We start from the raw sequence: 21,127 nt of genomic DNA, 5'->3' as shown, positions 1-21,127 counted from the left end.
CCGGACGGTTACAGGAACCGCCCGCCGCCCGCCGCGCGCCAGGCCCGCAAGGCCGGTTCCAGCCGGTCGCGCGTCGGCAGCCCCGCGGCCTCGGCCCAGAGCGGCAGGATGTTGGTCGAGATCATCAGCTTCTCGATCCGCTCGGGATGGATGCCCAGCCCGGTCGCCGAGATCGGCCGCAAGGCCGCCGCCGCCGTTTTCAGCACCCCGGCGGGCAGCATCACCGTGCGCGCCTTCGGAAAGGCGACGCGGCGGAAGGTCTCGACGATCTCCTCGATCGTGTAGCGGTTCGCATAGGCGCCGTTGAGCAGCACGTTGCGCTCGCGCCGATCCGCCGCCGCCAGCATCCAGTCGAGCAGATCGGCGACATGGATGCAGGATTTGATCGTGTCCCTGCGGCCCGGATAGACGAAAATCCCCTTTTCCAGCATCCGCGCCAGCCGGGTGAAATTGCCGCCCTCGCCCAGGCCGAAGACGACGGCGGGGCGCAGGATCACCAGATGGCGGTCCGGATCGGCCTCGAGCCAGTCACGGTGCAGATCCTCGGCGATCCGCTTCGAGCGGCCGTAATCCGACACCGGCGCGGGGGCGGTGCTCTCGTCCTTGGCGGCCTCGTCGGGGCCATAGACGGAAATCGAGCTGGTGAAGACGATCTGCCCGCAACCCTGCCGGGCGGCAAAGCGCGCCACCTCGCGGGCGCCGCGGACATTGGCGTCGTAATATTCCCAGGGCGCGTGACCGGGCGTCGTATGCACCGCCGCCAGGTTGAAGATGCGCGACACCGGCCCCGGAAGCGTCAGCCCGGAAAGGTCGCGCACGTCGCCGATCCGGTAGTCCACCCCGGCGACCGGCCGCGGTGGCGGGCGCAGATCGAGGCTGACGATCCTTGCCGCGCCCAAGGCGCGCAGCCGCCCCAGAAGATGCGTGCCGATGAAGCCCGAGCCGCCGAAGACGACCTCGGTTGCGCCAGTGGGGGCGGGTTCTGTCATGCTCTTATCCCTTCGCGCCCTGACCGCGGGCATAGGCGTCGTCATAGCGGATGATGTCATCCTCGCCCAGATAGGCGCCGGTCTGCACCTCGATCAGCACCATCGGCATCTTGCCGGGGTTTTCCATCCGGTGCACCGCGCCCAAGGGCACATAGACGGACTGGTTTTCCGTCACCAGCGTCACCCGGTCATCGACCGTCACCCGCGCCGTGCCCTGCACGACGATCCAGTGTTCGGCGCGGTGGTGGTGGCTTTGCAGGCTCAGGCTGGCGCCCGGATGCACGACGATGCGCTTGACCTGAAAGCGGTCGGCCAGCGCCAGGGTCTCGAACCAGCCCCAGGGCCGGTGATCCTTCGGAAACTGCACCGCCTGCTTGGCCTTGCGCGCCTTTAGCGCCTCGACCGCCTTTTTCACCTCCTGCGCCCGGGACATGTCGGCGACCAGCACCGCATCGTTCATCGCCACCGCGATCACATTCGTCAGCCCGATGCCGACCAGCTCGACCCCCTCGCTTTCCGAGCGCAGCAGGCTGTCGTGACATTCGATCGCCGTCGCCCCCTGCGAGGTCGCGACCCCGGCCGCATCGCGCGGTTGCGCCGCCCAGACCGCATCCCAGCCGCCAAGGTCCGACCAGTCGCCGCCAAAGGGCACGGCGCAAAGGTTCGTCGCCCGCTCCATCACCGCATAGTCGATCGAGATGTCGGGGGCCTGCGCCCAGGCCTTGGGGTCAAGGCGCAAAAAACCCAGATCGGCGCGCGCCGCCGCCAGCGCGGCCTCGACCGGGGCCACGACCTCGGGCGCATGGGTCCGAAAGGCTTCCAGCATGTCGGCGGCGCGAAACAGGAAAATCCCGGCGTTCCACAGATAGGTGCCCGCCGCCAGCATGGCCTCGGCGCGGGCAAGGTCGGGCTTTTCGACAAAGCGGGCCAGCGGCACCGGCGCGCCCCCGGGGCCGGGCGGCGCGGTCAGTTCCAGATAGCCATAGCCGGTTTCGGGGCGCGCGGGCGTGATGCCGAAGGTGACGATCTGCCCCGCCGCCACCGCGGGCAGCCCGCGGGTGACGGCGTTGCGAAAGGCCACCGCATCGGGGATCGCATGATCCGAAGGCGCGACGAGCAGCACCGCCTCGGGGTCGTCTTGCAGCACATGCAGCGCGGCGGCCAGCACGGCGGGGGCGGTGTTGCGGCCCTCGGGCTCGATCAGGATCGCGCCGGGATCGATGCCCGCCTCGGCCAGTTGTTCGGTAACGATGAAGCGGAAATCGCTGTTCGTCAGCACCACGGGGGGCGCAAACCCCGGGCCGTGCAGCCGCCGCGCCGAGGCCTGAAACAGCGTTTCCGGGCCCAGAAGCGGCACGAATTGCTTCGGATAGGACTTGCGCGACAGCGGCCACAGACGGGTGCCGGAGCCGCCACAGAGAATCGTCGGATAGATCATCGGCGGCCCCCTCGGGATGGTGAAAGTCGTGACGGTTCAAGTCGTGACGGTGCAAGTCTGGACAGGGCAAGGCAAGCACGAAGGCGGCGCGGCCGCAATTCCCTAATTCCGGCCCAGCGCCGCGGCCACCGTTTCCATCGCGTCGCGCAGCAGGTCCTGTGCCGCGGCGGCGGTGGCGGCCTCGGTGTAAAGGCGGAATTCGGGCGCATTGCCCGAGGGGCGCAGATGCAGCACCCGCCCGTCCTGCAGCCCGATCCGCAGCCCGTCGGTGCGGTCAAGCGCGGTCTCGGTGCCGAAGCGGGCCAGAAAGGCCGCGCGGGCGGCGCCATCTTGCGACAGCCGCGCCAGAAAGGCGGCGCTGGCCTCCGTCGGCGTGTCGCTCAGCCGGTCCGAGGCGGTCACCCGGGCGGGCAGGGCGGCGACCAGCGCGGCAAGGCCTTGCCCCGCCTGCCGGGCGGCGACGAGCGGGGCGAGCAGCGGCAGCACCGCATCGCGGGTGCGCAGGGCGGGCAGCGGCCCGGCCGGGCCGACGGCGTCAAAGCCGAGCAGAAAGCCGCCATTCGCCTCGAAACCCACGACTTTCGCGGCGGGATCCTGCGCCCGCGCCGCCACCATCGCGGCGATGACAAAGGGCGAGCCGATCTTCGTGCGGGTGATGGCGTCGAAATCGGGAAGCTCTTCCAGCAGCGAATTCGACGAGACCGGGGTGCAGATCACCCGCGCGCCCAGCGCCCGCGCCGTCAGCACGCCGAGCAGATCGCCCGCGATCACCTGCCCCGTGCCGTCGGCCAGCATCGGCCGGTCGGCATCGCCATCGGTCGACAGCACCGCCGCCAGATCCTCGGCCTGACACCAGGCGGCCAGCTGCGCCCGGGTTGCGGGATCGACCGCCTCGGTATCGACGGGGAGGAAGCTGTCAGAGCGCGCCAGCCGCACCACCGTCGCGCCAAGCGCGTGCAGGATCTCGTGCAGCAGATCGCGCGCCACCGAGGAATGTTCGTAAAGCCCGAGCCGCAGCCCCGAAAGCGCCGTGGCACCAAAGGCGGTGACGTAACGAGCGACATAGGCCTCGGCCGCCGCCGGGGCGGGGGTCAGCGCGCCTTGCGGGCGCTTCGGGGCCGTCTGGCCCAGCGCGGCCACGATCGCCGCCTCCTCCGTCTTGGTGATCTCGCCGGTGGGGGTGTAGAATTTCAGCCCGTTGCGATCGGCCGGGATGTGGCTGCCGGTGACCATGATCGCCGCCGCGCCGGACGCCATCGCCGCCATCGCCAGCGCGGGCGTGGGCAGGGCGCCGCAATCGCTGACCGCAAGCCCCGCCGCGCGCGCCGTCGCGATCACATCCGCCGCGATGCGGCCCGAGGAGGGGCGCAGATCCTGGCCGACGAAAAGCCCGCTGCCGCCGGGGCAGGCGGCGAGGAAGGCCGCGACATGGGCGCCGATCAGCCCGGGCGTCAGATCGACGACACGTCCGCGCAGGCCGCTGGTTCCGAATTTGGGGGGCATCGCTGTCCTCTCGGGTTTTGCCCCGTTCTAAGGGCCGGGCGCGGCGCTGTCGAGCAAGGCGCGTCCCGGGCGGGTTGCGTCGCCTTTTTCGAGAACTTTAGCCATTCGTCCCGGGCCGTCCGGCACAAGCTAAGGCTTTGTTAAACCCGCGACGCTCTACTGGCCCCGGGCGCTTGCGAGGCGTCCGGGGGGGCGTGCCTTGGCATGCCAAGACTTGGGGTGATCAAATGACTGACTTTTTCGCACGCCTCAGGGCGGGGCGGAGCCTTGCGCTTGTCCTTGTGGCCGTGGTCGGGGCGGGTCTGACCGGCCTGTCGCCATTCGCGCCGGGGTCTGCTGCGGCACAGAGCCTGCCGGCGGGCTACAGCCAGCCCGCGCCGGTGATCGTGCGCAACGATCTGGGCGGCGATGTCGGCGCCTTTGCCAACCGCATCCGCGCCATGGCCGCGGCGGGCCAGACCGTCGAGATCCGCGGCGCCTGCTATTCCGCCTGCACGATGTATCTGGGCCTGCCCGGCAGCTGCATCAACCGCAAAAGCCAGTTCGGCTTCCATCGCCCCAGCTTTTACGGTGTCGCGCTGGCGCCCGAGGAGTTCGATTTCTGGTCCCGGGTGATCGCGGCGCATTATCCGCCCGCCCTGCGCGACTGGTATCTGCGCGAGGGCCGCTACAGCGCGGGCCTGCGGACGATCTCGGGCGCGCAGCTCATCGATCTGGGCGTTGCGGAATGTCACCGCGCCTGAGCGCGGCAGGGCCGGAACGGGGCGCCGCCGGAGAACCGGCGTCCTGATCCGGCTGGTGGGCGGGCGATTCGGCTGCCCGCCGGTCTTTCCCCGATCAGAGCGCCGCGGAACGGGTCTGATCCTTGTGCGCGCCGGAACGGTTAACCATTCCGGCGTCGCAGTTTGTTCAACCCTGTCAAGGGTCCGCACCGATTCCGGCAAATTTGCGGCATCGCAGCAAGGTCGGGGCGAAAGCCTCTAGGACAGACGCGCAATCTACCTTAAGATGAATGAAGTGTTAACGATGCACCTGGTGCTCATTCCTTGTAATACTGTTCTCAACTTCGGGTAGGTAGTGATGATCCTCTCGGCTGCTTTTTCCATTTCGCTGATCGCCAGTCTTTCCGTAGCCCTGACGATCATCCTCACGCAGCGTTTTCATGGGCATCTGACCCATGACAGCCATGGCGGCGTGCAAAAGCTGCACAGTCTTCCGACGCCGCGGGTCGGCGGGATGGCGCTGTGCGCCGGGGCGGTTGCGGGCGGGATGCTGTTGCCCGAGGACACGCGGGCGTTGTGGTGGGTGATGTCGCTTTCGGCGCTGCCCGCCTTTGTCTTCGGCCTGATCGAGGATGTGACGAAGCGGGTGGGGGTGAAAACCCGGCTGCTGGCGACGATCTGCTCGGGCCTGATCTTTTGCGTCGCCTCGGGCTATCATCTTGCGCAAGTCGGCCTGCCCGGCCTCGATCTGCTTTTTGCCTTCGCCGCCTTCGCGATTCCGTTCACCGCTTTCGCCATCGGGGGCGTCGCCAATGCGATCAACCTGATCGACGGGGTGAACGGTCTGGCCTCGGGCACTTCGATCCTCATTCTGGCGGGGTTCGGGGTGGTCGCGGCCGGGGTCGGGGATCAGCAGCTTCTGGGGATCTGCCTGGTGCTGGCGGGGGCGCTGGGCGGCTTTTTCCTGATGAACTTCCCGATGGGGCGGATCTTTCTGGGCGATGCCGGGGCCTATGCGACGGGGTTCATGCTGTCGGCGCTGGCGGTGGCGCTGCCCGCCCGCAACCCCGAGGTCTCGCCGCTGATCGGGCTGCTGGCGCTGTCCTATCCGGTGACCGAGACGATGGTCTCGATCCACCGCCGTGTGGTGCGTGCGGGCACGAACCCCGGTCAGGCGGACCGGCTGCATCTGCACAGCCTGATCTACCGCTCGCGGGCGCGGCGGCTGGCCGGACGTCTGGGAGCGCCGCAGCTGCGCAATGCGATGTCGGGTCTGGTGGTGATGGGGCTGCCCTTCGCCTCGACCGGGATGATGGTGCTGTTTTGGGACAGCACGGCGCTGATCCTCGGGGCGATCGCGCTGGTGACGGCGGTCTATCTGCTGATCTACCGCAAGGTGGCGCTTTTGGGCGGGATCACCTTCACGCTGCGCGGCAGGGTGATGTCCGAGGCCTGAGCGGGCCTCCGGTTCTGCGCCCTGACAATCCCCCAGCGCCGAGATCCGTTTGCGCAAGCGCCGACATGGGGCTTGCGCAAAGGTTGTCCGGTTCAGCGGGCCGGTCGCGGCGGGGCCTGGTGGGTGATGAGAGACTCGAACTCTCCTCTTTCACCGGCGTGCACCTTTGAAAAACACTAACTTACCGGAATATTGATGTTTTTCGGCGCGATTGATACACCGGCTGCACCACAGACTGCTACACAGGCGGGTAATGAGCAAGCTGCCGGACTACCTGACAAAACACCCCAAGAGTGGCATTTGGTATGCGCGTCGTCGTGTTCCGAGGGATGTTGCTGGGGTGATCGGAAGGGACGAGTTCTCAAAGTCGCTTGAGACACGAGACGAGCGCCTCGCACGCAAGAAGGTTCGCGCCGTTCTTGTGGGATGGGACCGTGAAATCGAAGAAGCCCGCCGAAAGCCTGACTTGAGCACCGCTGATGTCGAGACGCTAGCGCGGTATTACTACCACCAGCAAGAGCAGGCCGATCTGGCTGAACGCGACAAGCGCCCGCTTGCGGCGCAGAAGGATGCTTGGATGGAGGAGGCGGTCGGTCGGCTCGCTGTTCGTCCTCGCCAATCCGGTGCGAATGTTGATCCCTCCAAGGCGCTGGATCTGATGCTCGACGAAATCAGCAACTTGGATCTATCGAATATGGCGCAAGATCACAGGCGTATCCGCCTGAGTGAGTTGCGCGCGCATCTCGCAAGACGAGAATACGCCTTGATTGCGCATGAGGCCGAGCACCTGATCGAAAGTCAGTCGCTGCCGATCACACGTTATAACCCGCTCAATCCCGATGAGGTCTCGGAAGAGTTCATCAAGTTGTGTGATCGTCTGATGCGCGCGGAGATCGAGTTGCTCGAACGTCAGAACGAGCGCGACCAAGGAGACTTTGGCGGAGGCCCGCGTGACCCCATGCTCCGGAAGGGCAATACCAAGCTCGATCTCACTTCGTTCTCCGACATCATCGACGAACAGGAGAAGCGCTCGCGGCGGGGCCTCGGCCGGACGAAGTCCGAGAGCACCTTTCGCAAGTATCGCACGATCACCAAGGAATTCGTCGAATGGCGCAAGAACCCGCGCGCCGCGACAGTGACGAAGGAAGAAGTCGAACGTTGGCGTGACGAGCTGATCGACAACGATTTCGCGACAAAGACGGTGCGCGACAAAGTCAGTTGCATCAAATCGGTGCTGAACTGGGGGCAGTCACAGTCGAGCGAGAAGCTCTTTCCTGCAGGGGTTCCTCTCGATGGCTTCGAGCTTCCTGAGCTTGAGGAACGCGACAGCGCAGAACGCACCTACACCGTCGCGCAGGCCGAGAGGGTTTTGATCGCAGCGCGGGCGCAAGAGGCCAGTTATAAGCGCTGGGTGCCGTGGATGCTCGCTTATAGCGGCGCGCGCGTGAGAGAGATCCTTCAATTGACCAAGGAGGACTTCTTCCAAATCGGGCAGGACTGGTTCTATCATATTCGGCATGGCGGCGATCGCACGACGAAGACGAAAACGAGCCGGACAGTCCCTGTTCATCCTGCGCTTGTCGATGAAGGACTGATCAACTTTGTCGACAGCAGGCCGGGGGTAAGATATTCACCAACGCGCGTATGGACGGTAACCTCCGCGACTGGATAAGGGAACAGGTCCTGCCGGAGTTGGTTTATCCGAAACCCGGCCCTAACCACGGTTTTCGTCATCTTTTCGAAGATCTCCGCTTTGGTGCGATCGAGACCGACGGTTCGAACTACATCACTGGTCGTTCGATAAAGGGCTCCGCTGCCGGGTATGGCAAATCGCAAGCGATGCTACCCGCGCTGGCGAAGCAGATGGCGAATTTTCCGCGGTTTCTGAGCGGATCATGACGACGTCGCGCTGGAGGTCAAGCAGGGCAGGTCACCGCGCGGCCCGCAACTTCACCCGTGCGACCTTGCCCAGCCTCACACAGACGAAATCAAGCCGAATGTGGCTCGCCCCTTGTTCGAACTCGTGGACGACGATGCTCGGCGCATCCTGGAAGTCTGCAAGACGAATGTTGCCTTGCGAGAGCCTGGTCTTACCGACGAGGACACGCACCCGGGAGCCGGTCATCTGGTTGCGCAGCACGAGCAGGTAGTTACGACCCCGGTCTTCGATGTCGTCAAGGTCATAGATCTTGAGCAGCGCGCCGGATTTGTCGCGAAACACGCGGGATCGACCGGACGGAGCACGCTTGACCCTGATCGACCGCTGATCGTCGTCCGTGCATCCATGCTTCGGCCACGGCCACCCGACATCGTCGAACAAGACCCTCCCACCGTGCCGACTTTGGTAGAAATACACCCGAGCCCCGCAAACCGGGCAGGACGCGTTCGGATCGAGGTAACAGTCGTGCGTCCAGCCGTGACGCGGAACCGGTTCAGTGACGCGTTCCAGGCCGTCACACAGCCCGCCACCGATGTGAAGCGGCCTGAGCACACCATCGACATAGCGAAACGCGATCTCGCCGCCGCATTTGTCACAGATTGCCACCTCGAACACCGTCCTTTTCGTGCAGCTTCACCTCAAACATCCGAAAAACAGTCCTCGTCTTAGGTTCTGAGCCGGGCCCGGGCAATAGCCGAGGCAGTGGACAAGGTGACGTCTGACCGATCCCGCTTTGCTGCCGTTCCCCGGATGTGTATTCGTCATGCCGAGCCATAAGGCAGGCTCGTAGAATTCTACCGACCGAGCATCAGCCTGCTCGCCCACCATAGAATTCTACGCAGATCATCGGACAAGAACGCCAACACGACCATGAAGCAGAAGCGCGACAACACTTATTAGCTTGAACGCCTGCGCCGCGAACACCCGCAGATCCATGCCGATTACCTCGCCGGGAAGTTCAAGAACATCACCGAGGCGAGAAAGGCCGCTGGTCAGATCAAGGTCAAGACGGCGCTCGAGAAGCTCGAAGAGGCGTGGACCGAGGCATCCGCGGTAGAGCGCGATACCTTCAAGATGCGCATAGGCTGCATGGCCGCCACAGGCGCTCCTGCAGCCATCTCTGCGCCGGGTGGCGGGTTTGGGGCCGGAGCACCATCAATGCAGCCAGTGACTCGCTCCGTGAATCTTGTGACATATCCTGCGCCGGGGCGACCAACCAACGTCGCAACCACGCCCGTTCTGATGCCAAAACATCTGCAACCAGGCCGCGGCCAACTCACCGATGACGAGCGCACCGAAGTGCGAGAGATCATAGACCGGCGCAGCATGAAAGTCGGCGAGGTCATGCGCGAACTGGGTCGCAAACCGCTTGATGCATCGCTTGGAACCGCCCTTGCACGAGGGACGACGCTCACGGCCGATCTTCTCGACCAGCTGCGTCGTTGGATCGAAACGAACCGGAAATCCTGACCCTCAAACGGATCACGTTCGCCCGGCGGTCGGTCCCACCTTGTAGCCATTCCCCAATTCCGGACACCATGCACCGATGGCTGCAACGGTAGAATTCTACGAAGCCAGGGGGATCACAACCGGGCAGCAGATCGGCCTCAAAACACGCCGAAGTTCGGGTTCTTCTGCAACTCCATCAGCACCAGCTCTTCCTCGGTGGGCTCAGCAGGCGGCTCGGTGGCCTCAATGACCGGAACGGGGGTAGAGACACCTTGAACCGCAGGAAGGGCCTCCAGATCGTCGTCCATGTTGTCGATCTCGTCCTGCATCGCGATGAACTCTTCGGCTTTCCTGCGCACGTCCCTGACGCTGTTCTGCGTCCAGGGTCGTTTCCACCCGGTCAGGATACGGTGACGGTTCAGAAGATCCGCAAGCGCCTTGTGCGACAGATCACGGTAAGCAGGATCGGACCGGAGGATGTTCGCCACTCGAATGACGATGCCCTCGGATTTCTCTGACCTGGCTTTCGCAGAAGCCTGGGCCGCTTTCTTGCGAACAGACGTGTCGGAGAATTCTACGCCTTCGGCTTTCTTCGTCGACAGCGCCTCGGACGTGCCTTTGCGGATGTTTTGAACGACTTCCTCGCCGCGTTCGATCGCCCGAAGCAGGGCAGGTGCTTTCATGAAACGGGCATCTTTGACAGAAAAGACCGGAACATCGAGCGTCTTGAGGAAGTCACGCGCGGCTTCGACGTTTCGAAACAGACGGGTCGGCTCGGGAATGATCAACAAAGCATCCTCGGCACGAGCGCGGGCGACGGCTTCGATCAGACCATCACGACGCACACCTCCAAGAGGATCAGCACCGGAAGCGGTGTCTTCGTAGATACCGAGAAGGGTGAAACGACGGCTTGCACAGGCTTTCCTGATGCGCGCGGCCTGCTTTTCGAATTCTATGTCATCCTGAGCTTGCTTCTCTGTAGAGAGGCGGATGTAACCTACTGCTATGCTTGGACGATCTTTGCTAGTGCTCATGTTGGGTGGGGTCTTTGAGGGGGTGATGAATTACGGGGGGTTGCGGTCGGGTTTTGAGGTGTCAGATTGTGCTATTAGCAGATTTCCGACGAATAGCACAATGGAGCATCCCCTCTCCGAGCGCAAGGAAGATCAGGGTTCACCGGACATGTTCAGCGCGCCCGGCTCTCACCGCAGCCACAATATGAAGTGTGTGTAGAGGTGAGCGACGAGCGGCCTACACCCTCGGCACCGAGAAAATCAATCCACGGAGCATTTTGTCGCCATCCACCTCGATGACGCACACACCATCAAGACGCGCGTGCTCGAGGTTTTTCTGAGTTTCCTCAGGCAGTGATGCGTAGTAGCCATCCCGCTCTTCTGCGGTCGGTGGGTAGCAATTCGACCAAGAGCTAGCGAACCAAGGAGCGACATTCGCAGGGATACCCAAGAACCTGCGCTCAGGAACCGCGCTGTTGAGCCGACGAAACCACTTGGGCGCGTCATACATCACCTCTTCGGTCGCATCTACGCCATGAACGATGGCTCGAAACCCAGAAGTGAACGAGATTGGGTAAGACCCGTCTGGGATGTCAGGGAGCTCAAAATACCCAGCTCGATGGAGATCATACGCGACATATCCAGCGTAACCGACAATCCCGAAGAACAAGACTTTAGAAAAAAGGCCGAACATTCGAAAATCCATATCTATCATCAACAGCCGCCTGCACATAGGGAGCGCTTGCGTTGGGCGTCGTGGAAAGGCGAGCGCTCTCACGGTAGCGTGTTCTTCGGTCGACGTCGACCCATTCGCCTTGTTAACGTCGAGCCGAAGACGCCTCTTGCGCGCGCGGCGAGCAGACATCCCCGAAACGGATCACCGACTGTGCGGGGTCGTTGGGGAGCCAAGGCCCGGACAGCAGTGGAGGGCTCGGGCACAGATCGGCTCACGAAAAAGAAGCCGCGGGCGCCGCTGTCCTCCACCCTTTAGCTTCGCACTTCATCATGCAGATCGACATCAACCACCGCAGATCGACCACGGAGCGTGCGTCAGACCCATTGGGGCGCGCGCTGAGTCGCATCCATCATCACGCATGAGGTCACGTGCACCCGCGCGAGATCGCAGCCTGTGACCGCCCCAAGTGCATTTTCGATCGAACCGGAGAAACGACGTCCTTCGCCGCGCTGTCTACATAGCTGAATAACTGTTCAGCTGATGAGCTACAGTCATTTCACGAAGCGCGGCGCAGGAAACATGCTCATAACAGCCACCTTCACATCGAAATCCGCGCCGGTGTGATCGTCATGGGCCGACGCGTTTTCATGCCGCAGAGCAGGGTTTTCGATCCGGTTTCGATGGATTTCGTTTCGGGATGCCCCGTCCTGAAGTCCGCGCTTTAAGGTGGAAAAAAGTTTTCCGAGACTTTTGTCAACCTTGGGAGCGTCGAAGCCTTATTTTATTGGGCTTTCGAGGTTGACAAGGTTGACAAAAAGACCCGAAAGGTTGACAGAAACGACGTTTTTGATGTCGCCTGTCAACCAAATGTCAACCCGTTGTCAACTTTGGAGGCCATTTTGTCAACCAAGTGTCAACCAAAATGCAACCCTGATGCAACCCTCTCAGCACGCTCTGGCGAACTCGCCGAAGGCATCGTTGGCGGCGCGCATGTGGACTTCGCCTCTCTGCCTTCAAGGCATGTCTCCTCGGAAACCTGCACCTTTGCATCGGCGACTGCCCCGGCCCGCTTGGGACGTCATATCAACCATCATTGAAACGGCGCCCCCCCCCTGCAGCCCTCCTCAAACTGCAATTTCAACGATCGTTGACGCAAGCCCCAAGGTGGTGCATCCTCAACACTCATTTCAACGATCGTCGATGGCGCGATGACCGACACCCTCACCCCCATCTCCACCGTTGCCGAGCTCGGACAGGCGATCCGGGCGCGCAGGCAGGCACTTGGCTTGCAGCAGGCCGAGGCCGCGATGCAGAGCGGGGTCTCGGCGGCGACGTTCAGTGCGATCGAGAACGGCAAGGAGACCGCCCGCATCGGTCTTGTCCTGCAAATCTGCCGCGATCTCGGCTTGCAGATCACCTTGAGCGCCTGAGATGCCCCGGCTCGACCTCGACGTCTTCCTTGAAGCCCGCGCGCAGCCGATCGGTCGTTTGACCCGGTTCGACGATGGGGCGCTTGCTTTCGCCTATCTCACCGACACGCTGCCCCATCCGCTGTCGCTCTCGCTGCCACTCCGCGAAGAACCCTTCAGCGATGCCGTGACACGCGCCTTCTTCTCGAACCTGCTCTTCGAGAATGCGCAGCGCGAGCAGATCCTGCAACGCTACCGGCTCGACTGGTCCGACATCGTCGGGCAGCTTGAACACCTGGGCGCCGATTGCCCCGGTGCGATCTCTTGCGTTTCGATGGGGGCAGGTCCGGCGAAGACGCCCGGCGATCTTGCGACCGACTATGACGCGCTCGATGCGGAGGATCTCACTCGGATCATGGTCTCGCTGCGTGACCGCCGTCGTCTGCCCGACGACACCCGCGATCCATCTCCGCTTGCGGGCGTTCAAGGCAAGGTCGCACTGACACAGCTTGCGGATGGACGCTTTGCGCTGCCCAAACGCGGGCTGAACGTGCCGACGACGCATATCCTGAAGGTGCCCCGGTCGTCAGAAATGGCGCTGGTGCGACAGGAACATGTGCTGATGAGCCTGATGCGCGGGATGCAGCGCCACCCGGTCGCTGAAACCGCGATGTTTGGAGAGGGCGACCTTCAAGGACTGCTCGTCACCCGTTTCGATCGGCTGTGCGACGGCGGGGTCGTGCATCGCATCCATCAGGAGGATTTCGCCCAGGCGCTCGGTCTTGGTCCGCATCTGAAATACCAGCGCAACAGCAGCGATAGCCGCCGCTTCGAGGCGCGCTCGGTGGGAGAGCTGCTCGCGCAGACCGCCAACCCCGGCCGCGCGCGTCAAGCGTTCCTTGAGGTGACGCTGGTGAACCTGCTTCTCGGCAACACCGACAACCACGCGAAGAACCATGCGCTGCTTTACACCGGAGCGCGTCCCGTTCTGGCGCCGGTCTATGACGTCGCGCCGGTGCTGATCGACCGCGAAGTGACGCATCAGCTGGCCTTCGACATCGGACGCGCGCAAATGACCGACGAGATCACTGCGGCCGACCTCGAAGACTTTATCCGCGCGCTTGGTTTTCCGCGCTTCACACCCGCGCTGCGCAAGCGCCTGATCGAGATCGTGCAGGCCGCCGTCGTCCAGATCGCTCCGATGCGGGGACCGAGTCTGAAACCGCTCGGCGATTCGATGGCAGAACAGGCAGGCTGGTTCGCGCAGGCGCTGAACGCGGAGATCGATATACCTGAACGCGATGGTTTGATCATCAATCGACCGTAAGCGAGATTTTGGCCCCATTCGGTTCCGGTGTTCCGCGGGCGGCAACCGTGAAGCGCCGAGGTTGCTTTGGACGCAGGGTGTCGCCAGAGACACAGGCACGAATAGGGGTTAAGCGAAAGCAGATGCGCCCAACGCCACCTGTCTGAAGAATACACGCTGTGACTTTTGGTAACTGCAAGTGATTGAGGGCAGCCCTTGGTAGCTGTAATTCTACTGGCAGCGAAGAGAACCGTGCCGCTCTCACGCACTGCGGGCATCTTATATGGATTAGAGTTAGGTTAAGTATATGTCTATCAACGCGCACCTTCAAACGGTAAAAACCGGCCTACTGTCGCTCAAGGCCGCAGGCGCAGATGGATTTGAAGGACTCCTTCGGATTGCGCTGACCAACCTAACAGGCATTCCGTTTCGGCTTGCGGCCAGTGGTCTGCAAGGAGGGATGGATGGCGACGCAGCAATGCGAACCGATCCCGTCTGTTTTGAGGCCAAATTGTATTCAGGAAAGATTGATCGGAAAGACGTTATAGTCAAAATCGCCGATCTGGGTCGACGGGAAAAAGCTGCAGATCGTTTATGGGTTCTCGGCGCAACAATTGAAGTCAGCACGCAGATAGCAAAAGACCTTGAGGAGGATGGTGATAAAAACGCTATCTCCACATTGATTCTAGATTGGACTGCCGCCCCGCTGCCGCTTCTAGCCATTGCTGTGGTTGCAGCAGATAGTTCGGCAATAGATTTCATTGTCGGAAATTACGATAAGAAAACCGCGCAGAAAGAAATAAGCAAAGAGGATCTAAAAAATGCGTTCTCTTCCATTTCAGCGCATCCGGAGTTCGAAAGTCTCCTCCAGTATCTCAAATCCAGCCTCAATGTCTCGAAGCTGTCGTTCAAGCGCGCGGTCGATCAGAATGCCACATGGCGACAACAAACCTTTGGCTCCACACGTCACGCTAGGGAGCGGCTCGGACAAGGGCTTGCAGTTCAGCAGGAGAAGAACTTTCCGCCAATGCGCACTGAGCTACGCAAAAACATTTCGAGTGAACTGGCAACAGGCAAAGAAGTAATCCTATTGGGGGATGAGGGGCACGGGAAATCATGGCTTGCCGCTCAGTTATGTTCCGACGACACAGGTTTGGCGCTATTCATCAGCGCTGAGCAGCTTGACGGCGTGTCTGTCCACGACCTTGATGATTTCTTGGTCGACCTGCTAATCAAGCAAACTGGCGAATTTGCCGATGATGCGCTAAAGCGTAGGTGGATGCACCGGCTTGAGGCATGGAGAGCTACGCCGTCAATAGCCTCGTTGCTGGTCGTCGTCGATGGCTTAAATCAGCGACAAAACTTCCGTTGGGACAAACTACTTAACGGCATCCAATCCCGGTTGGCGGAAATCAGAGGTAGGATGGTCGTAACCGTCAGATCCCACTTCTGGGAGAAAACAATCGCCCGCGGTTTGGCATTTAGGCCGAAAACCTTCGGGGTTCCTGAATGGTCGCCCACAGAGCGCGATGAGCTATTGAAGCACTATGGGATCGCACTCGACTGGCTCGACCAAAAAACCTTGAAAACACTCAAGAATCCGAGATTACTGGCGGTCGCGGTCGCAACCCTACCACATCGAGATGCCATCGCATGGAAAGGGTTGACCACAGACAGGCTGCTGATGGAGCACCTTCGCGCATCACAGCTAGAGAACTACGAAGACGAGACCTTTAAGCAGCTCACAAACCGTCTTAGTGACCATGCAAGAAAGGTTCTTGAACGGGTGCAAGCGTCACAGAACGAACCGCCTCAGAACTTTCACGCCGACTCCGAAGCGGTCATTGAGACAAGATTTTTTCGGCCGCTCCCGGGGCCAGGCGATCTTTATGAACTTCGAGATGAGGGCTTGACCCTTGCACTGGGTTTCACGCTCATCGACCAACTGTGGCAAACTCACTTGGCAAACCGTGATTTGTCCGACCGGATAACTCAACTTGTCGAACCAATCAATGCGATGGACCGAACGATTGACGTCATATTTGCTTCGTTACTGATATGCGCTTTGGATAATATCCGTTTCGATCGCGCGATTTTTTCCGTTCTGCTGGATGCTTTCGCTAACCTCCAGAACGTGAGCGAAAAACGCTTCGAAGAGTTTGTCGAGATTATAAAAAATCAACCGGATGCGCTATTCGATACCCTCAAGTTGCTGTGCCTTGAAAGTGGTCGGCGGATAAATCACGACTGGTTGGTCCATGCTGCATTCATGGTCTCTTTGACCGATGAGGGTTGGCGTGCTGCCGAAACCGCAATCCATCACTGGCTTCGCTGCTATCACAAAGACGCCGCTGAGCAAGCCAAGCGTTATCATACGCAGGGTGATGCAGATTACGCAGAAAAAGTGGAAAAAAGGAAAGCGGAGATCGATGGGGAATTGGCAAGCCTCTGCACGTTCGAAAGGCGGCTTCTAGATCAGATGACCGAAGTGCCGAGCGAACCTGACGACTTGATATCGTTGGCTCTGAGGCTGCTGGCAGGTCATTCCCTAGTGCCGTTCGCAGAAAGCTTTGTGGCGATGGGCATTGCGTTCGCACTGGATCGAAATATTTATAAAGCGCGAAAAGAGTTTCCGCAGCTTACAACTTTCAATCGAATTGATCGCGCCGCGACGAGAGATGCCTTCCGAAAGGCGATTGAACCACTGCGCCTTGAAGAATCTTCGAAAGGTGGACAATGGACGGTTGTTCGAATGCTCTATGCCAGCGGTGACGAGAGAGACGCTCAGGAAGCTTCTGTGATAGCCAGAGAATTGCAAAAAGACTGGCATCACTTTGAGCCGCCATCGCCAACCGAATGGCGTCAGGTCAAAGTGGCAGACCCCGGAGTCATGCGACCTTCAGACATGGATCAAGGCGTGCGGCAGTTCGTTGCTCTCGACGTTAACAAGATGCGGCAGACCATGGGGGTCAGCGGCGAAGACCACAATTTCGGAGACTTTCTTCCTATCGCCGCCCGTTTTGAACCCGAAGCCGCTGTTGAAAAAACTCGCAGCATATTGTCGGGCCTACTTACAAGAACTGGTTTTCCTTTACGACAAGTAATCTTGAATTCCGAGGATCACCTCCCGCTGATCGATGCTGACTTGGCAGTGGGCTTGTTTAAGAGAGTTCAAGCGAGTAACGATTTCGATACATTGCCGGATCAAGATCAGTGGATTTGTCGAGCTTTCGGATTTTACTATTGCGCCGGGCAGATTTCGGCAGCTGAACAGCTTAGGTGCATGACAGACAGGGCTTTTGGATCAGACTATCTTCTTTCGGTCATCCCAAGCTTAAAGGCGCAGCCAACAGACGAGATAGCATCCGCAATTCGGGACGCCCTTCAAAGAAACAATGAAGAAGCGGCGTATGGTGCCCTTGCGGCGGCGCTCTACGGTCAAACGCAGATTACCGGTGAACTCGAACAACAGATATTGGCCTGTTCTCGTGGGGCGTCTTCGAAGCTCCGCGCCGTTGCCTATGAGTTAGCCACCTACAATGATCTGGATGTTGTTCGGCAAGCACACATGCGCAGCAACTGGAACGCGGCCTCATTGGATGAAAAGACTTATGAGGGCTGGTTCGGTTCAATGTTGCTGGTTGAGGCATGCGCACACGGCGAAATGCCTGTCGATGACCTCCTGAAGCGGATTAGCTCGAAAACTTGGTTTGCGGCGAGTGAAAGGCTTGGAAAAAAATTTACGGAGCCGATGGTGGCTTGCTTTGTGCAGCGACTTCGCAGTGCGGTCGTGGCTACGCACGGAATTCAGCCGCCCTCGGCAGATTTGAAGCTTTCCAAATCTGAACCGGCTCCGTTTCCCTTTCTGTCCATTGAAGAAACGGACCGCGACGGAGAGCGCTTTCCCAAGCAACGGATCCTTAAAGACGTTCTGGGAGGTGATGATGACTTCGATGAAAAGCGAAATAAACTGAACTCTGTGGCGAAGGCGTTTTTCGAAGAATTGAATGCGACAGATGCAAAACTTTTGGTTCAGGACATCGGCATCGACAACCTCGGGCGTCTTGTTCGTGAAGTCCCGGCACTGCTGAGTGATCTTTTCGATATATTGGATCAGGCAGACATTGCTCAGTTTGTATGGCTCAAGAACGTAGCTTTCGCGGTGGCAAACCTTATTTCAGGGAAGGCCCCTGAACATGCTGTTGCTCTGCTGAAGCGGGCTTCATCATCCCGGGGTTTCTTATTGCTTGCCTTGGGAGACGACCTGACGCTTGAGCACCAAGCGATTTGGGGGGGTGAAGTGTCAGAACCAATGAAGGCGTTGTGGCGTCAAAGGCTGCTGGCTTCAGAAAATGACGCGGTCCTCGCCCGGGAAGTCCTTGCAGCCGAACGCTTCGGTGCTGCCGACTTTATCAAATCGATGGTCCTAGAACTGGCGGCAAGCGAAGATAGCTTAGATCAAGCATATGCAATTTCGATTGCGGGCTACTCAATTCGATCTGGTGAGTTTGCTGACATCTTGGGCAAGCACATCGATCAGAGAGGCGTATCAGGGCAAGCCGCCAAGAATGCGTTTTCGGAACACGAAGGTGCCATATGGGCGGGGCATTGGGTTGAGAGCATGTGGAACGCCCAGAAGCCAGAGGACTTCTGGCGATGCTTGATAATTGCAAAGACCTCTATGGATGCGCGTGTGAGTCCCGAAGCACCAACGACCAGTCTCTGGAGACAATATGCCCCTGTGTTTCGAAGAGCGAGAAAGTCGGCAATCGAGGACCGAAACAAGGAGCGAGAGAAGAGGCTTCTCGGACAGGAAACTCCCGAGAAAGTTTTCATCACATCAGTGGACTAGACTTGATTGTGGGGGCGGCGCGGCGAAAGTCCGGTCTAGCGACACTGCACTGCAGCGCGCTGGATCGAAATAAATGTCGCCTGTGGGCCGTCATCGCCATTTCGACCGGGAGTGGAGGGTTCAGACGCCCCCAACCGGCTGGCACCGGCTGCACCCCCATCACCACGACGCGTTTTTTCTAGGACTTCGGTCGTGCATTCAGATCCCGGTCATTCGCGCGCAACTCCCACCCGACGCGCTCGGTGCGGTTCGTTACGGTCGTCTCATCAGCAACAAAAACGAGACGAAAACCACCATGACGACCCCTTTCAAAACCAGCGAAGTCGCCCGGCTCATCTCCGATCGTGTCGACGCGCTCGCCCATCGCAAGACCCAAAACGAGATCGCCGCCGAGGCTGGCTTCGCGAATGCGAACTTCATCTCGATCCTGAAGTCCGGCAAAAGCAAGTTACCACTCGACCGGGTGCCGTCGCTCGCGAAGGCGCTCGAGGTCGACCCGGCCTATCTGATGCGCATCGCACTTGAACAGGCGGTGGGTGTGACGGCGGCGAAAGCGATCACCGAGATCTTCGGCACGCCCGTGACCGCGAACGAGAAGGCTTGGCTGGACGAACTGCGCGATGCATCTGGCAACAGCGATCCTCGGATCACGGCACGGCGGCGGAGCACGCTGCGTGGAATCTTCGGCAAATGAGCGATCTCTTCATGGTGCCGAGGGGACCACTGGGACCGTGGGACCAGCTGAGCGAGAACGAGAAGGCGTGGATCGAGTTCATCCGCGTGATCAGCGGTGGTCGCGATCCAAAGGTAACCCCGGCGCGTGTGCGAGCGCTGCGTGAACTCCTCGATGCGGGATGAGGCGTTGGAACGGTGGAGGCCCGCCGTTCCCCCTTTCGATTCGGTTCAAAATGACGTCGAGCCGATCCCAGATGGTGTCACCCGACAAAAACACCCGGTACATCGGACAAAAACCGGGAACAGCTGGGAAAAGCCGGTAAAAGATGATTTGTGTCGATAGATCATAGCGTTATGGATGCTATGGGCTTCCAGAGTGCGCTCGAACTTTGCACTTTGTGCCATGTGGCGATGACCGTGCCATCGCCACATGAGGCTTGATCTCCTATCCACGTCACTTCGGTACGCTCCGATGAAAACCCCATTCAAGCCTTATTTTATTGGGATTTTGCGTTGCGGTATCGACGTTGGCGCGGCGGGAACTTTGCACTTTTGACGCATCTTGTTGCGCCTAGTGCAAAGTTATTTAATATCAGTGACTTACGTTGGAACTCCCTGCAGAGGCGGCGCTTTGGCCGCGCCTGGAACCGGAAACGGGCACTGCGATCAAGCTATGCGCCAGCCGCATAGCCTTGCGGGTACCGCCCAGATCTGCCATCAGGCGCCACCGCCAGACATGCCCCTCAGTTGTCGATGCGCAGCATGCGATACCCGGTGCCGCCACTGTCCGCCGCGCCGATCTTGACCTTCTTGGTCACGGTGACGCCCCCGATCTTCGTGAGCAGCGTGGCGCTGGTCTGGTTGTCGGCCGCCGGGGCCTGAAACACCGCCAGCGTCAGACCCGCGGCGATCAGCCCCCAGTAATCGTCCGTCGAGACAAGGCGCCCGCCACTGCCGGGATCGCACTCCATATTGACCGACTTGGCGCCGACCCGCGCCTGCAATCTGGCGCGGGCAGCGCCGTCGGTGCTGTTGTTGACGATCGCCAGCAACGATGCCCCTGCAAAGTCCTTGACGAAGGCGCTGAAATACCCGGCCAGCGGCAACGACCGGCCGAAAACAAAACCACCGGTGTTTTCGCCATCATATTGCCAATTCTCGCCCACGGCCGCCGAGCCGCCGCCGTTTGCGTAGGCGTCCCAAGCGAGATCGGAGGCCTCCCAGTATCCGGCGCCGGTCATGTGGATGTAGCTGTCCGTCGGATCCCAAAACGACTGGGGGAGCAGGTTGGTGTCAACGAAACGGCGGCGGCCAGCGTCCATCGAGACCGCCATGCGGATCGCCAAATCCATGATGGATTCGAGGTTGGTCGACCAGTACGGCGAGAGCCCGGAGCAAATCACCGGGGCCGTCCGGCCAAACCAGGAGAGATCCCGGAAACGCGTGATCAGCGCGTCCAGCAGCGCCGGATATCCGGCGGCGTTCGAGGCATCGGCCTCTCCCTGCCACCAGAAGGCGGCATCAATGCGGTCCACGGTCTGGCCGGTCAGCGCCGCGATTTCGGCGAGCGCCGCGGGGACGTTGGCCAGGGTTGCGGCCCACATGTTCGGATCGGCCGCGGCGGCGTCCCATTGCGCAATCGGGATGCCGCCGCGCGAGATATTGATGACAAACACGGGCCGCGTCGGATATTCGATCGC

At 60.6% G+C, this 21,127-nt stretch carries 17 protein-coding genes; 10 read left to right on the top strand and 7 right to left on the bottom strand.

The window, feature by feature from the left end:
- Positions 1-8 precede the first annotated feature (8 nt).
- The 3 genes from FBT96_RS13605 to FBT96_RS13595 form a co-directional block, all read right to left on the bottom strand.
- Positions 9-989, bottom strand: coding sequence for an NAD-dependent epimerase/dehydratase family protein (locus FBT96_RS13605; RefSeq protein WP_136907541.1), 981 nt, complete (start codon positions 987-989; stop codon positions 9-11).
- Between the two features lie 4 nt (positions 990-993).
- The gene (locus FBT96_RS13600; RefSeq protein ID WP_136907540.1) at positions 994-2,427 is read right to left on the bottom strand and encodes a mannose-1-phosphate guanylyltransferase/mannose-6-phosphate isomerase; all 1,434 of its coding nucleotides are present in this window, start codon (positions 2,425-2,427) and stop codon (positions 994-996) included.
- Between the two features lie 102 nt (positions 2,428-2,529).
- Positions 2,530-3,930, bottom strand: coding sequence for a phosphohexomutase domain-containing protein (locus FBT96_RS13595; RefSeq protein WP_136907538.1), 1,401 nt, complete (start codon positions 3,928-3,930; stop codon positions 2,530-2,532).
- Positions 3,931-4,157: 227 nt separating this feature from the next.
- Between FBT96_RS13595 and FBT96_RS13590 the strand changes: the two genes are divergently transcribed.
- From FBT96_RS13590 to FBT96_RS13575, 4 genes are all read left to right on the top strand, one after another.
- Complete coding sequence (locus FBT96_RS13590) at positions 4,158-4,673, top strand: hypothetical protein (protein WP_136907535.1); 516 nt, start codon at positions 4,158-4,160, stop codon at positions 4,671-4,673.
- 337 nt (positions 4,674-5,010) lie between these two features.
- Positions 5,011-6,108 carry an MraY family glycosyltransferase gene (locus FBT96_RS13585; RefSeq protein ID WP_136907533.1) on the top strand — a complete coding sequence of 366 codons (1,098 nt, stop codon included), beginning with the start codon at positions 5,011-5,013 and terminating at the stop codon, positions 6,106-6,108.
- Positions 6,109-6,361: 253 nt separating this feature from the next.
- The gene (locus FBT96_RS13580) at positions 6,362-7,780 is read left to right on the top strand and encodes a DUF6538 domain-containing protein (RefSeq protein WP_136907531.1); all 1,419 of its coding nucleotides are present in this window, start codon (positions 6,362-6,364) and stop codon (positions 7,778-7,780) included.
- Positions 7,753-8,007, top strand: a complete 255-nt coding sequence (locus FBT96_RS13575) for a hypothetical protein (protein ID WP_136907529.1) — start codon at positions 7,753-7,755, stop codon at positions 8,005-8,007. Before FBT96_RS13580 ends, FBT96_RS13575 begins: the two co-directional genes overlap by 28 nt.
- A gap of 31 nt (positions 8,008-8,038) precedes the next feature.
- On the opposite strand, the gene FBT96_RS13570 is transcribed toward FBT96_RS13575, so the two are convergent.
- Complete coding sequence (locus tag FBT96_RS13570) at positions 8,039-8,662, bottom strand: hypothetical protein (RefSeq protein ID WP_249306494.1); 624 nt, start codon at positions 8,660-8,662, stop codon at positions 8,039-8,041.
- Between the two features lie 627 nt (positions 8,663-9,289).
- Here FBT96_RS13570 and FBT96_RS13565 point away from each other — a divergent pair.
- Complete coding sequence (locus tag FBT96_RS13565; protein WP_136907527.1) at positions 9,290-9,517, top strand: hypothetical protein; 228 nt, start codon at positions 9,290-9,292, stop codon at positions 9,515-9,517.
- A gap of 137 nt (positions 9,518-9,654) precedes the next feature.
- Here FBT96_RS13565 and FBT96_RS13560 read toward each other — a convergent pair whose 3' ends face one another.
- Entirely contained in the window at positions 9,655-10,530 is an 876-nt protein-coding gene (locus FBT96_RS13560; protein WP_136907525.1) for a recombinase family protein, read from the bottom strand.
- 217 nt (positions 10,531-10,747) lie between these two features.
- Positions 10,748-11,224 (bottom strand): hypothetical protein, encoded by a 477-nt coding sequence (locus tag FBT96_RS13555; RefSeq protein WP_136907523.1) that lies wholly within the window; start codon positions 11,222-11,224, stop codon positions 10,748-10,750.
- Between the two features lie 1,169 nt (positions 11,225-12,393).
- Between FBT96_RS13555 and FBT96_RS13550 the strand changes: the two genes are divergently transcribed.
- From FBT96_RS13550 to FBT96_RS20755, 5 genes are all read left to right on the top strand, one after another.
- Entirely contained in the window at positions 12,394-12,615 is a 222-nt protein-coding gene (locus FBT96_RS13550) for a helix-turn-helix domain-containing protein (RefSeq protein ID WP_136907521.1), read from the top strand.
- A gap of 1 nt (position 12,616) precedes the next feature.
- Positions 12,617-13,921 (top strand): type II toxin-antitoxin system HipA family toxin, encoded by a 1,305-nt coding sequence (locus FBT96_RS13545; protein WP_136907519.1) that lies wholly within the window; start codon positions 12,617-12,619, stop codon positions 13,919-13,921.
- 286 nt (positions 13,922-14,207) lie between these two features.
- Complete coding sequence (locus tag FBT96_RS13540) at positions 14,208-18,752, top strand: hypothetical protein (protein ID WP_136907517.1); 4,545 nt, start codon at positions 14,208-14,210, stop codon at positions 18,750-18,752.
- Positions 18,753-19,047: 295 nt separating this feature from the next.
- The gene (locus FBT96_RS13535) at positions 19,048-19,446 is read left to right on the top strand and encodes a helix-turn-helix domain-containing protein (RefSeq protein WP_136907571.1); all 399 of its coding nucleotides are present in this window, start codon (positions 19,048-19,050) and stop codon (positions 19,444-19,446) included.
- Positions 19,443-19,610, top strand: coding sequence for a hypothetical protein (locus tag FBT96_RS20755; RefSeq protein ID WP_169583452.1), 168 nt, complete (start codon positions 19,443-19,445; stop codon positions 19,608-19,610). Before FBT96_RS13535 ends, FBT96_RS20755 begins: the two co-directional genes overlap by 4 nt.
- Positions 19,611-20,170: 560 nt before the next feature.
- On the opposite strand, the gene FBT96_RS13530 is transcribed toward FBT96_RS20755, so the two are convergent.
- Positions 20,171-21,127 (bottom strand): sialate O-acetylesterase (locus FBT96_RS13530; RefSeq protein WP_136907515.1); only part of this gene is annotated, 957 nt, incomplete at its 5' end.

It is taken from the genome of Rhodobacter capsulatus (assembly GCF_005144475.1).
In the GTDB taxonomy this organism is placed as follows: domain Bacteria; phylum Pseudomonadota; class Alphaproteobacteria; order Rhodobacterales; family Rhodobacteraceae; genus Rhodobacter; species Rhodobacter capsulatus_C.
This window is presented reverse-complemented; position numbering and strand designations above follow the sequence as displayed.